The sequence below is a fragment of the Proteus sp. G2609 genome (genome assembly GCF_963896135.1).
Classification (GTDB): Bacteria; Pseudomonadota; Gammaproteobacteria; order Enterobacterales; family Enterobacteriaceae; genus Proteus; species Proteus mirabilis.
In genome coordinates, this window is sequence record NZ_CAWQNB010000003.1 from 102105 (window position 1) to 114676 (window position 12572).

The 12572-nt window shown below is 34.9% G+C and carries 11 protein-coding genes; 6 read left to right on the forward strand and 5 right to left on the reverse strand.

Going from position 1 to position 12572, the window contains the following annotated elements; genetic code table 11:
* Positions 1-76 precede the first annotated feature (76 nt).
* A complete protein-coding gene (locus AACV01_RS00875; RefSeq protein ID WP_046334638.1) occupies positions 77-487 on the forward strand; it encodes a GNAT family N-acetyltransferase in 411 nt (136 codons plus the stop codon).
* 30 nt (positions 488-517) lie between these two features.
* On the opposite strand, the gene AACV01_RS00880 is transcribed toward AACV01_RS00875, so the two are convergent.
* From AACV01_RS00880 to AACV01_RS00890, 3 genes are all read right to left on the reverse strand, one after another.
* Positions 518-2317, reverse strand: coding sequence for a hypothetical protein (locus AACV01_RS00880; RefSeq protein ID WP_161682305.1), 1800 nt, complete (start codon positions 2315-2317; stop codon positions 518-520).
* Positions 2318-2530: 213 nt separating this feature from the next.
* On the reverse strand, positions 2531-3163 hold the full coding sequence (locus AACV01_RS00885) for a helix-turn-helix transcriptional regulator (protein ID WP_004245045.1): 633 nt from the start codon (positions 3161-3163) through the stop codon (positions 2531-2533).
* 63 nt (positions 3164-3226) lie between these two features.
* Entirely contained in the window at positions 3227-3862 is a 636-nt protein-coding gene (locus AACV01_RS00890) for a TetR/AcrR family transcriptional regulator (RefSeq protein WP_004247259.1), read from the reverse strand.
* A 235-nt stretch (positions 3863-4097) separates the two neighbouring features.
* Between AACV01_RS00890 and AACV01_RS00895 the strand changes: the two genes are divergently transcribed.
* Entirely contained in the window at positions 4098-5309 is a 1212-nt protein-coding gene (locus AACV01_RS00895; RefSeq protein ID WP_004247258.1) for a Tm-1-like ATP-binding domain-containing protein, read from the forward strand.
* A 16-nt stretch (positions 5310-5325) separates the two neighbouring features.
* Positions 5326-6153 (forward strand): phosphoenolpyruvate hydrolase family protein, encoded by an 828-nt coding sequence (locus AACV01_RS00900; RefSeq protein WP_004252534.1) that lies wholly within the window; start codon positions 5326-5328, stop codon positions 6151-6153.
* Between the two features lie 84 nt (positions 6154-6237).
* Here AACV01_RS00900 and AACV01_RS00905 read toward each other — a convergent pair whose 3' ends face one another.
* Positions 6238-7137 carry a diaminopimelate dehydrogenase gene (locus AACV01_RS00905; protein WP_004245049.1) on the reverse strand — a complete coding sequence of 300 codons (900 nt, stop codon included), beginning with the start codon at positions 7135-7137 and terminating at the stop codon, positions 6238-6240.
* A 198-nt stretch (positions 7138-7335) separates the two neighbouring features.
* Here AACV01_RS00905 and AACV01_RS00910 point away from each other — a divergent pair, with 198 nt between their 5' ends.
* The gene (locus AACV01_RS00910) at positions 7336-8676 is read left to right on the forward strand and encodes an MATE family efflux transporter (protein ID WP_020945223.1); all 1341 of its coding nucleotides are present in this window, start codon (positions 7336-7338) and stop codon (positions 8674-8676) included.
* 123 nt (positions 8677-8799) lie between these two features.
* Here the strand turns inward: AACV01_RS00910 and AACV01_RS00915 are convergent, their stop codons facing one another.
* Positions 8800-9441, reverse strand: a complete 642-nt coding sequence (locus AACV01_RS00915) for a hypothetical protein (protein ID WP_161682307.1) — start codon at positions 9439-9441, stop codon at positions 8800-8802.
* A 402-nt stretch (positions 9442-9843) separates the two neighbouring features.
* Between AACV01_RS00915 and pepT the strand changes: the two genes are divergently transcribed.
* The gene (gene pepT / locus AACV01_RS00920; protein WP_004245053.1) at positions 9844-11097 is read left to right on the forward strand and encodes a peptidase T; all 1254 of its coding nucleotides are present in this window, start codon (positions 9844-9846) and stop codon (positions 11095-11097) included.
* Entirely contained in the window at positions 11094-12461 is a 1368-nt protein-coding gene (gene dcuC, locus AACV01_RS00925; RefSeq protein ID WP_161682309.1) for a C4-dicarboxylate transporter DcuC, read from the forward strand. Before pepT ends, dcuC begins: the two co-directional genes overlap by 4 nt.
* The last annotated feature ends 111 nt before the right edge of the window (positions 12462-12572 follow it).

Genomic DNA, 12572 nt, shown 5'->3' on the forward strand with positions numbered 1-12572 from the left:
CTATCACTGGTATAAATATTTAATAAACAAATAATGATAATTTAAATATTATTTTTATTAATATTAAGAGCTAATTATGTCATTAAAAATTACTACCGCCCCGACGACGAATGAAATCAACGAAATTTATGAAGGCTTATTAACACATAACCTTCAGTATATTCAGATGGAGCAATATACGCCCTTAGCCGTTTTTAAAGAGAAAAATGGTAAAAAAATAGGTGGGATCACTGGTGATATATTAGGTAATTGGCTACGTATTCGTTATCTATGGGTTGATAAGGCCTATCGTGGTAACAATATTGGTACAGAATTACTGCAAGCAATGGAGAATACAGCTAAAAAGAAAGGTGCCAAATATGCTGAGGTGGATACTTTTAGCTTTCAAGCCCTGCCTTTTTATCAAAAGCAGGGATTTGAAGTTTTTGGCACCTTAGAAAATTATCCGATTAGTGACAAAAAATATTATTTAAACAAAGTATTATAAATATTTTACACTATAAAATATTTATTTTTCTTATAAAAGTGAAGACACATAGTTGTCATTTACCATTTCAACGACATATTCACCTAGTTCTTCCACAAGAGAAACTGAAGCTTGTTTTTCCTCTTTTTCTAATTTATCTAGTTCTTCCACAAGAGAAACTGAAGCTTGTTTTTCCTCTTTTTCTAATTTATCTAGTTCTTTTTCATCCTGAATATAAATTAAATTATATATTCCTTTCCCTCTTAATTTACCTCGTTCTATCTCTTTCAGAAGAGGAATTAAAGTATATATTTCGTTCGATTCTAATTTACCTAGTTCTAACCCTTTCAGAATAGGAATTAAAGTATATATTTCTTTCAATCCTAATTGACCTAGTTCTATCTCTTTCAGAATAGAAATTAAAGTATATATTTCTTTCGATTCTAATTTACCTAGTTCCATCCCTTTCAGAATAGAAATTAAATTATATATTTCGTTCCATTCTAATTTATCTAGTTCCATCCCTTTCAGAATAGAAATTAAAGTATATATTTCTTTCCATTCTAATTTATCTAGTTCTATCTCTTTCAGAATAGAAATTAAAGTATATATTTCGTTATCTCCTAATTTACCTCGTTCTATCTCTTTCAGAATAGAAATTAAAGTATATATTTCTTTTCCTCCTAATTTATCTAGTTCTATTTTTTCCAGAATAGAAGTTAAATCAGATATTTCATCGCCTTTAACATATTTATTTAATTTTTCCTGAATAATTTCACTTACTTCAGAAAGATTACGTTTAGAATTCATATTGTCATTATTAGTATTATTAATTCCATCAAAACTATCCCACTCAAAATCCCCCACAAAATAAGCGACATTATCATCTGTACTTTTATCCATTATTATTTCTTCACCACCATAAAACTTATTTATATATTCTTCAATCCAAATATTTTGCACTTTATTAAGTGAATAGCTATATACGCAATCAATATTCGCTTTATTAAGAATTTCACTCATTATACTTTCTTCATAAAGAATTACATTCATTATTTTCCGTAACTTTACTGGAAATTCTTCTTTAAGATTCTCTACCTCTACCATAAGAGGAAGATTATATTTTGAAACACAGACTAGAAAATTTATTTTAGACAGAAATTTTTCTTTCTCCTTATTACTTGAAAAATTAGCTAGTATTCTTTCATTGCTATTTTTAAATCGAGTTTCATTATCATATCTTATCAACACTTCATTAAATATTTTTATAACATCTTCTTTTTTTATTCTTTCAACTCTTTCCTTAATAATATTCTCAAATTCATCCGCCAGATGATTATAATTTCTATTTGATGAACTTCGGCAAAAATTCTCCGCTCGTTGCAACTCATTTAAATAATTGAAAAAACTATATCTATCTTTAAAACTTGAATTTTCATTCTCTATTAAAGAGAGAAAATGGTTTAGGTTATGATATTCAGCTGTAATTGTAGCTATCTCAGCTTTTTCCCTATCTACATTATCTTTTTTTGTTAGTTTATTATTAAACTCATCAATCTTACACTTTAAATCTTTCACCTTATTCTCTAAATTAGTACGTGTTTCATTATATCTATTTAAATTCCCATCTCTATTACTTATTCCCATTCTACCGGTTTGGCTAATTGCAAAAAACATTGTAAATCGTTCCATCATATGAATAACTTTTTTTATAAAACTGGGCTTAGCCGTTGTATTAGAAATATCCTCTATTTTCTTTGCAAAAGTTACATAACATGATCCTAAATAATCTTTCTTAGTAGATAACTCTATTCCCTTATTAAATACACCTACATCATTAACTCTATTCATTTTATTGCCCTTACATTAATAAATTAACTGTTTATTTTATTCTTTTTATCAATTTATACTTACAAAAATAACACAGTAGTAATTAATTAATCATTTACAATAAAAATCACATTTAATTTAAAATAGAAATAAAAAAAGATATCAAAAATGATATCTTTTTTTAGTTTAATGATTTGTATTCCGCTGTAATTTAAAAAATAACTTATCGTTTAATCATTCTTTTAAATCGTTATACACTGTTGCTCTTGAAACACCGAGGTATTGCGCAGTAATCTCCATTGCTTTGCGAAGTGAAAGATAACCTTCATCCTGTAAACACAATAGCAATTCGCGTCGTTGATGCGGTTTCAATGCTCTTGGTGTCACTGAATAAGTTGCAGAAAATTCATCAATACGTTTTTTCAACGAATCTTCTGTTACTGAGCTAAAAGTTTCAATGATATGATTTCCCTCTTCAAGAGTCGAAAATTGATTTAATACCATTTGTAAACCTTTAATCATCGATATATCAATATTTAAACATAAAGCAGCAACATAATTGCCTTGTTTATCTTTAATACCAATCGATGTACTTTTAGCTGTTCTACCATCAGGAAACTGATTAGGATAGTTTGCAACAATTTGTGGAAAATCAGACGATTCAATCCTTGCCATACCTAGCTCAGTTGCTCTATCCCCCACTTTTCGACCTGATAGATTATTTTCAATCACCATAATGGTATTTTCACTATCGGTCAGATCATGAAGTACAACTTCACAAAAAGGCGATAATGTTTTACCAATGCCCTGTGCAATATATTTTAGTTGTTCTACCAGCCACTCTTGGTCTGCAGTTTTGTGTGACATAACGATCCTACAATAGCTAAAACGTAAATGATTTATACAATTTTAACCGATTTATTCAAATAATTAATCGTTATCTATCGGAAAATCTGACTTTGCCTGATTTAAAATAGCTTTAGCCATCCATTGGGTCATATCAATGACCTGCTGATCATCCATTTTCCAGATATCTTTCATTACCAAAAAAACTTCAGAACCATAAATAAGTGAGAAAGCTTTTATCACTTTATCCCACATTTCTTGCGGATAATGCGCTTTTAATGGTTCGATGACTTTAAGTAAGATCTCTTTACGATGACCACGAATAAATCGTTTTTCTGTATATTCGCTTGATTGTCGCTCTTTAGCCCACTGCTGTAATGAAACCTGCAATGCGCCACGCAACGCCCCTTCATGTTTAAACATTTGTGGATAAGCAAGATTGAGCAACGCAGTAATGCGCTGTTGTGTATTATCTTCTGGAGTGGGCTGCCATGCAATGATCGGTGCTAAACTTGCATCAACAGTAGCACTAATTAAATCACTTTGAGTGGGAAAATAGCGATACGCCGTTGCCCTTGAAACACCAGCATGTGCTGCAAGCTCTGATACGGTAGGTAACATCCCTTGTTCAAAAAGTTGCAATGCCGTTGTCACCAATAATTGGTAGGTTCTTTTTCGAGTACCTGACATTGTATCTATTTCATTACGACTAAAACTCATAAAAATTCCTTCGCTATTACTCCACTTTTCGTGGCTACTATACTGATTTTAAGAACTATTCTTAATACGATTAAAGTTTACTTTAGGCGATTGAGTCTACCTAAGCGACATTTAAAAGAGAAAAAATAAAAATAATGAGACATGTGTCTCAAAATAATGCTATTATAAATGAAACTCAAGTCTCATTGTGATTATAATCTACACGTCAATAATCATAAAAGGTAAGGGAAGGCTTATGAAACAGTATGCTGGCTTCATTTATATTGCGACTACGCTTGATACTAAAAGCGCTGAAATTTTTTATGTCAGTGAATTAATAAAGAAAGCAGGCCTTCCTGTCAAAACCGTAGATTTGACAACCAAACCTACAGCATTAGAAAGAGAAGCCGACGTCACAGCTGCACAAGTTGCTAGTTACCATCCTGATGGAAAAAACGCCGTGTTTTGCGGTGACCGCGGGAAAGCTATCGCAGCAATGTCCGTCGCTTTTGAACGTTATTTAACCCACTGTGACGATGTCCTCGCTATTTTAGGATTAGGCGGTTCAGGGGGAACGGCATTGATTACACCAGCAATGCAATCTTTGCCCATTGGTGTACCTAAATTGATGGTATCGACTATGGCTTCCGGTGATATCTCCGGATATATCGGCGCTAGCGATATTTCAATGATGTACTCCGTAACAGATGTATCCGGCTTAAACCGTATCTCTCGTAAGGTATTGAGAAATGCGGCCAACCAAATTGCCGGCGCTGTTTATTTTTACCAAGAAGAAAATAGTGTTGATAAACCGGCTGTTGCATTAACGATGTTTGGTGTAACTACGCCTTGTATTCAACAACTAACTAAAAAACTTGAAAATAATTATGACTGTTTAGTTTTCCATGCGACAGGGAGTGGCGGTAAAGCCATGGAAAAACTGATAGACAGCCACTTACTTCATAGTGTTCTTGATCTAACAACAACCGAAGTATGTGATTATTTATTTGAGGGTGTCCTTGCTTGTGATGAAGATCGTTTTGGTGCCATCGCCCGCACTAAAACACCTTGTATCGTCTCTTGTGGCGCGTTGGATATGGTGAACTTTGGTCGCCCTGCTACCGTACCTGAGAAATATAAAGATCGTCATTTCTATCACCATAATTCGCAAGTCACCTTAATGCGTACAACACCAAGGGAAAATCGTCAAATGGGGATCTGGATCGCTGAAAAATTGAATCAGTGTGAAGGCCCACTGACGTTTATTTTTCCACAGGGCGGTTTTTCTGCTTTAGATATTGAAGGGGGGCCATTCTGGGATCCTCAAGCAAACCAAGCATTTTTTGATGCATTTATAACAACATTTAAAGAGACCGAGACTCGTCAATTAGTCATCAGTCCTTACCACATAAATTCTGCTGAATTTAATCAGCAAGTTTATGATTTACACCAGGAACTTATTTGCTAACCACGGAGAAAGAAGTATGACTTATTCACGTGAAGTATTACTCAAAAAATTTAATGACATGATCGCACGTAAAGAGCCTATTATTGGTGGCGGTGCGGGAACAGGTCTTTCCGCAAAATGCGAAGAAGCTGGCGGTATCGATCTGATTGTTATCTATAATTCAGGTCGTTATCGTATGGCGGGTCGTGGCTCTCTGGCAGGATTATTAGCCTATGGCAATGCCAATGAAATTGTTATGGATATGGCAAAAGAAGTATTGCCTGTTGTAAAACAGACACCTGTGCTTGCCGGGGTTAATGGTACAGATCCATTCTGCAATTTTGATAAGTTTTTAGATGACGTTAAAGCCATCGGTTTTGCTGGCGTACAAAACTTCCCAACCGTTGGTTTAATTGATGGTAACTTCCGCGCTAACCTAGAAGAAACAGGTATGGGTTATGCTCTTGAAGTAGAGATGATCCACAAAGCACATGAAAAAGGCTTACTCACAACACCTTATGTTTTTAGTCGTGAAGATGCCATTGCAATGACACAAGCCGGTGCAGATATTATTGTTCCTCATATGGGTTTAACCACGGGTGGCAATATTGGTGCAGAAACAGCCGTTACTTTAGATGATTGTGTCGCCCTTATTAACGATTGGGCAAAAGCAGCAAAATCCGTACGTTCTGACGTAATTGTACTTTGTCATGGTGGCCCTATAGCAACACCAAAAGATGCGCAATATATCCTTGATAACTGTCCTGATTGCCATGGTTTTTATGGCGCAAGTTCAATGGAACGTTTACCAACAGAAGTCGCTTTAACTGCAACAACAAAAGAGTTTAAAAATATTAAACGCTAATCTCAAATCATCAAGTTTGCCTAAGCGTTGATCCTATTGCCCACATCATGTGGGCAATATTTTATTTGCAAGAAGCCTAACTGATTACACCAGTTTTGCGATTAATGTATTTAAATCCCCTGCTAAAAAATCAACGGGGGGAATTTCAATCACAGTATAGGCACCCGCTTGTTGTTTCATACTTGCTCTGGCTGCAGAAACCATAAATTGAGATGTTAATGCTGGATTATTAATATGCATAGCATATTCAAATAATTGATTGTGTGTTTTACCTGACACCCCTTTATGGGTCATTTGTACTCCGTGACCAACATCTTTTAAGCTATCAACACTATCAACTTGTTTAATATGTGTTTCATCAGATGAGAAATAGCTGTCGGCCTTAATGGCTTGCTCAACCTGTGCAAAGTTAGCACCCGTTTCTAATTCAACATAAACCATACGCCGATGAACACCAGTACCTAATGGAATAGTCATTGATAGTGCATCTCTTACACCATCAATAGCTTTAGCGGCAACACTATGCCCCATACTCATACCGGGACCAAAATTAGTGTAGGTAATACCTTTAGGTGCCATAGCTAACATTAAGGTACGAATAATAGAGTCTGAACCCGGATCCCAACCCGCTGAAATCACTGCAACACGGTTATGCTTTTTCGCTACCTCATCCAGTTCTGTTTTTAATGCAACGATATCACTGTGGACATCAAAACTATCAACGGTATTAATACCTAAGCTCAATATCGATTTAGCCAAATCTTTAATGGCTCTCGTTGGTGAACATAATAAAGCAACATCCACCTTACCTAAGCTTTTAATATCATTTGTTACTGTTATATTTCGCAGTTCATCTGGAATATTTTGACTATCACGGCGAACCACCCCCACTAACTCAAAATCAGGTGCTGCAAGTACTGCATCTAGTGCAAAGCGCCCAATATTGCCATAGCCCACAATAGCGACTTTTATTTTAGTATTCATTTATTTCCCTGTTCTCGTTGTTAATCATTATTGAATGATAATAATGTTTAATAATCAACGAATAAACCATATAAAAAGTTTTTTTGCTACTGGTTCATCAATTTAGCTATTCCCTTATTCATAAAGCATGTAAAATCGCTCCACTTTCCTCTGTTTATATTTACAACACTATTTCACTCGTTTTTAAGAAGGTTTTCAATGCATCAATCTGATGTAGCGGATCGCTCACTTTTTTCCCTTAGCTGGCCTATTTTTATTGATATTTTTCTTCATCTTGCCACGCTATTGATTAACACTTACATGATAAGTCATGTCTCTACTGCCTATTTAGCTGCAATGGGCGTAGGTAACCAAGTTTTTGATCTTTTTATCACCATATTTAACTTTATTAGCGTGGGATGTAGCGTTGTTATTGCTCAATATTTAGGCGCCGGTAAGCGCGATAAAGCCAGTCAAGCTATTCATATTTCTATCGCCTTTAACTTTTTGCTGGGCTTTAGTAGCGCCATTATTATTCTCTTTTTTGGCTACAACATTCTAAATGTAATGAATACGCCAGAGCATTTAGTACAAGATGGCTATAACTATCTCCATATTTTGGGTATTTGTCTTATTCCTGAAGCAATTTCAATTATCTTAGCAGCCTGTTTGCGGGTTTATGGTAAATCGAAAGCGGCGATGTATGTGACGTTAATTGCCAATATTGTCACTGTTATCGGCAATATGATTGTACTATATGGTTTCTTTGGGCTTCCACAATACGGTTTAGTGGGTGTTGCATGGTCAACGGTTGTCGGTCGTATTATTGCCGTTGTCTTATTATGTGGTCTTTTATTCTATGGATTAAGAATTAAATTCGATATAAGACTATTAGTGATTTGGTCTAAAAATATGTTAGCTAAAATTCTACATATTGGTTTACCTGCTGCAGGTGAAAACCTAGTGTGGATTCTACATTATATGACCGCCTCTGCCTTTATAGGATTAATGGGAGAAGTTCCTCTTGCCGCACAAACACTCTATTTCCAACTGTCATTATTCTTAATGTTATTTGGCATTGCGATTAGCATTGGTAATGAAATATTAGTCGGTCATTTAGTGGGAGCAAAACGATTTGATGAAGCATTTACACGGGGTTTTAAAAGCCTAAAAGCAGGTGTGCTATTTACTATTGGTGTGGTGATTATTTATTGGTTTATGCGTGATCCTATTTTGTATTCTATCACCGAAGATCAACGCATTATCGACCAACTGTTACCTTTATTTATTTTATCGGTCTTTTTAGAACCGGGGCGTACATTTAATATTGTTATGGTTAATGCGTTACGTGCAGCCGGAGATGCTAAATTTCCACTCATTACTGCTGTTTGCTTTATGTGGGGTATTGCTATTCCTGTTGGCTATTTCCTTGGTATAAAAATGGAAATGGGGTTAATTGGGATTTGGATAGGTTTTCTTTGCGATGAGTGGCTACGAGGCTTAACGAATGCATGGCGTTGGCGCTCTCGTAAATGGCAAGCTAAGCGCTTAGATATTTGATGCTCTTTCAAGGCCTAATAATATGATTAGGCCTTGAGAAACTGGCTATAAATAAGTTAACTTGCTACATTATTCATTAATGTTTTTAAATTTATTTAAGCTTTATAATTCATACTTACCATTTTATTTATCACCCTTTTTTACAAGATTTTTATCTTTAGCCAGTGAACGACTAATCGTCTCATTTATACTATTTGATAAAAAATATTCATAAGTATTAATATTCCCAAATTCATATTTTATTTTATCGTCTGACTTTAATATACTATCGATGATTGATGCTAAAAAATTATTTTTAATCTCAGTTAAAGATGATTCTTTAGTAGATGATAAAATACTTTTAGAGTGAAGTTTTAAATTTTTCTTAAATTGCAGAACTTCTTTTTTCTCTAATGTAGGTTTTTCTTCTAAAACAGAGATAATATCATTAATGATTAAATTCATTATTTCATCAACTTTAAACTTTTTGTGTACTTCAGATAAATCTCCAAATTTAGCATTATCATCTTTCATTGAGTGAGGGGTGTTTATTACTTTATTATCTAATTGTAGATTTTCATTCTTTTTCATATTTTCAATATTAGAAATATGAACTTTAAATTCTGAATTATTTGAAGTTTTATGAAAAAATGGTTTTATAAAAGAGGATATTGTATTATAACAACTTAATATAGCTGATTTCAATTTTGTATTAAATTTATAACTCTCATTATTAATGCTTTTTAGCGATGATAAAATATTTTTAACATTTTTTGAAATTTGCATATCTGCTCCCTAATAGATTTAGCAGAATTAAATATTATACTTTCACTAAATTCTATCAATAAGTAATTAATTTTTAGTTAATTACTCACTACTATCTTCATAAATAATTTTAAACATCAAAAACCACTAAAAAAATCAATAGATTACACTAGAAAAAACTTATTTTTGTTTTTTCTAAAAATAATTATACTTTAAAATATTTTCATAATTAAAAACAGTTTTTTAATAATGAAAAAACAAAAATTAAACATTGATTAACATTAAAATTTTCTTGTAAAAAAAATTATTTTTTTATAATTATTTAATGCTTTTTTTGTGATAAAAGTAACTGTTGTTCATTCTCAATAATGAGACAACAGAATTTTATTAAATAAAATACAAAAAACACAACGGAGTCTAATCATGAACATTGTTGATCGGTTTATTTCTTACACCAAGGTGAATACTACAACAAATAGAGAAAATGGCGCAGCGGGGATTATGCCTTCATCGGAAGGTCAGCGAGTCCTCGCTTTACAATTAGTCGAAGAGTTAAAGGCGTTAGGTGTTGAAGATATCAAAATTCGCGATACCGCCATTGTTACCGCGACACTACCTTCTAACCTTGATTATGAGGTTCCTACCGTGGCTTTCTTTGGTCACTTAGATACCAGTGCAGAACAAACTAATGATACTAAAGCACAAATTTTACCTTATAAAGGTGGCGACCTTTGCTTAAACAAAGAACTTGAGATTTTTTTACGTCAAAGTGAATTCCCTGAATTAGAAAACTATATTGGTGACGATATCATCGTAACAGATGGTACTAGCTTATTAGGCGCTGACGACAAAGCGGCTATCGCCTCTATTATGGATATGTTGCAATATTTTAAACAACATCCAGAAGTCAAACACGGTACAGTTAAAATTGGTTTTGTACCCGATGAAGAGCAAGGTTTACGTGGTGCAAAAGCCTTTGATGTAACAGAATTCGGCGCAGACTTTGCTTATACCTTAGATTGTTGTGGTATTGGTGAACTTGTATATGAAAATTGGAATGCCGGTGATGTTGAAATAACCTTTATCGGAACCTCAGCACACCCGATGTCAGCAAAAGGTAAATTAAAAAATTCACTGTTAATGGCTCATAAATTTATTGCGATGTTACCGGGTGGTGAAGCACCGGAATATACCGAAGGTCGTGAAGGTTATTATTGGGTAAAACAACTGGCGGGTAATAGCGCACGTACTGTATTAAAAATGGATGTGCGTGATTTCACAGAAGCAGGCTACGCCCATCGTATGGCATTTTTAAAACAACTTTCAGAGCAATGTGAAGCGTTATGGGGTGAAGGGACTGTTGTTTGTAAGCAAGCCGATCGTTATGCAAATGTCTTTAATAGTCTACAAGGTGAAAATCGATATCCTATCGATATTGCTATTGATGCTTATAAAGCCAATGGTATTACCCCTCGTCCAATCCCTATGCGGGGTGGCTATGATGGAGCAGCATTATCGCAAAAAGGATTACCTTGCCCTAATATCTTTACTGGGGCGCACAATTTCCACTCTATTTATGAATATCTTCCCGTTAAATCGCTTTATGCTGCCAGCGATGTATTGAAATCTGTCGTTAAGATCACCGCAGAACGTTTTGCACCCGGAGCTAAAGCATGATCCAAATTCTTGCGGTCTTTATTGTCGTTATTATTGTCGCTAGAATGATCTTAAAAGGATATAAAGCCGAGCCGGTTTTGTTAGTTGCTGGTTTAATCTTAATGGCACTAACAATGATATTTGGTTGGGGAGATATTCTGCCTAAAAATGTCAAAACAACCGGTATTAGCTGGCTAGATCCCTTTGAGGTTATGCGTGATCTCTTTAGTAGTCGTGCTGCAGATTTAGGTCTGATGATCATGGCACTCATGGGATTCGCCCATTATATGGATCATATTGGTGCTAATGAAGCTGTTGTACGTGTTGCAACTCGCCCATTGAAAAATATGCGCTCACCTTATGTGTTGTTATTTTTCTCTTTTTTACTCGCGAGTATTTTGCAACTTGCTATTCCGTCAGCCACAGGATTGGCCGTTCTACTAATGGGTACCATGTTCCCCATTATGATAGGACTAGGTTTATCTCCAGCATCTGCTGCCGGTGTCATTGCAACTTCATTAGGCGTTGCTTACACGCCAACAGCGATTGATGCTATTCGAGGTGCAAAAGCGGTTGACTTAGGCGTGGTTGAGTATGTGCTTTACTACCAAGGGCCTGCGGCGATTGCAACTGTATTGGCTGTTGGTATTACCCATATCTTCTGGCAACGCCATTGTGATCGCAAAGCGGGCTTTGTACCCCAATTAGGAAAAATAGCAGAAGAAGCCAAAAGTGATAAAAATATCCCCGGCTTTTATGCCTTACTGCCAATGTTACCTATTATTATGGCAGTAAGTTCATCAAGCCTATTTGTTGAAGGTATTCACCTTGATGTCGTCACTATTGTATTAATTTCAATGGCAATTTGTATGCTGATTGAAACATTACGCTTACGTGATTTTAAATCAGTGTGTGCAGGCTTCCAACATTTTCTAAAGGGTATGGGTTCTGCATTTAGTAATGTTGTTGGGCTATTAGTCGCAGCGGGTGTTTTTGCTCATGGTATTAAAGTCAGTGGTGCAATAGACAGCCTGATCGTTATGGCGGAATCTGTTGGTCTACCACCATTTGCAATGGCATTAGTGTTCGCTATCGTGACATTGGCTGCCGCAATTATTATGGGCTCAGGTAATGCACCTTTCCTTGCATTCGTTGAACTTATTCCACAAATTGCCCATAGCATGGGGGTTAATCCCATTGCAATGATTTTACCTATGCAACAGGCATCACATATGGGACGCGGCATGTCTCCTGTGGCAGGCGTGATCATTGCGGTTTCCAGTGGAGCTAAATTGCAACCCTTTGATGTGGTAAAAAGAACCGCTATTCCTCTTATGGTTGGTTTTGTTTTCCACTGCGCCATTATTGCTATATTTTATTATTAAGTAACTCGCCTGAAGCATTTATTTGCTTCAGGCAATTTACAAATATTCACCATCTAAAAATTAATAGTAACTATTTTATTGTTAATCATTTTAAATAAAAAATAGTAAAGA

Bases quoted from the DNA above. Each gene is read 5' to 3' on its own strand.
- AACV01_RS00875 (WP_046334638.1), top strand. From the start codon at position 77: ATGTCATTAAAAATTACTACCGCCCCGACGACGAATGAAATCAACGAA.
- AACV01_RS00880 (WP_161682305.1), bottom strand. From the start codon at position 2,317: ATGAATAGAGTTAATGATGTAGGTGTATTTAATAAGGGAATAGAGTTA.
- AACV01_RS00885 (WP_004245045.1), bottom strand. From the start codon at position 3,163: ATGTCACACAAAACTGCAGACCAAGAGTGGCTGGTAGAACAACTAAAA.
- AACV01_RS00890 (WP_004247259.1), bottom strand. From the start codon at position 3,862: ATGAGTTTTAGTCGTAATGAAATAGATACAATGTCAGGTACTCGAAAA.
- AACV01_RS00895 (WP_004247258.1), top strand. From the start codon at position 4,098: ATGAAACAGTATGCTGGCTTCATTTATATTGCGACTACGCTTGATACT.
- AACV01_RS00900 (WP_004252534.1), top strand. From the start codon at position 5,326: ATGACTTATTCACGTGAAGTATTACTCAAAAAATTTAATGACATGATC.
- AACV01_RS00905 (WP_004245049.1), bottom strand. From the start codon at position 7,137: ATGAATACTAAAATAAAAGTCGCTATTGTGGGCTATGGCAATATTGGG.
- AACV01_RS00910 (WP_020945223.1), top strand. From the start codon at position 7,336: ATGCATCAATCTGATGTAGCGGATCGCTCACTTTTTTCCCTTAGCTGG.
- AACV01_RS00915 (WP_161682307.1), bottom strand. From the start codon at position 9,441: ATGCAAATTTCAAAAAATGTTAAAAATATTTTATCATCGCTAAAAAGC.
- pepT (WP_004245053.1), top strand. From the start codon at position 9,844: ATGAACATTGTTGATCGGTTTATTTCTTACACCAAGGTGAATACTACA.
- dcuC (WP_161682309.1), top strand. From the start codon at position 11,094: ATGATCCAAATTCTTGCGGTCTTTATTGTCGTTATTATTGTCGCTAGA.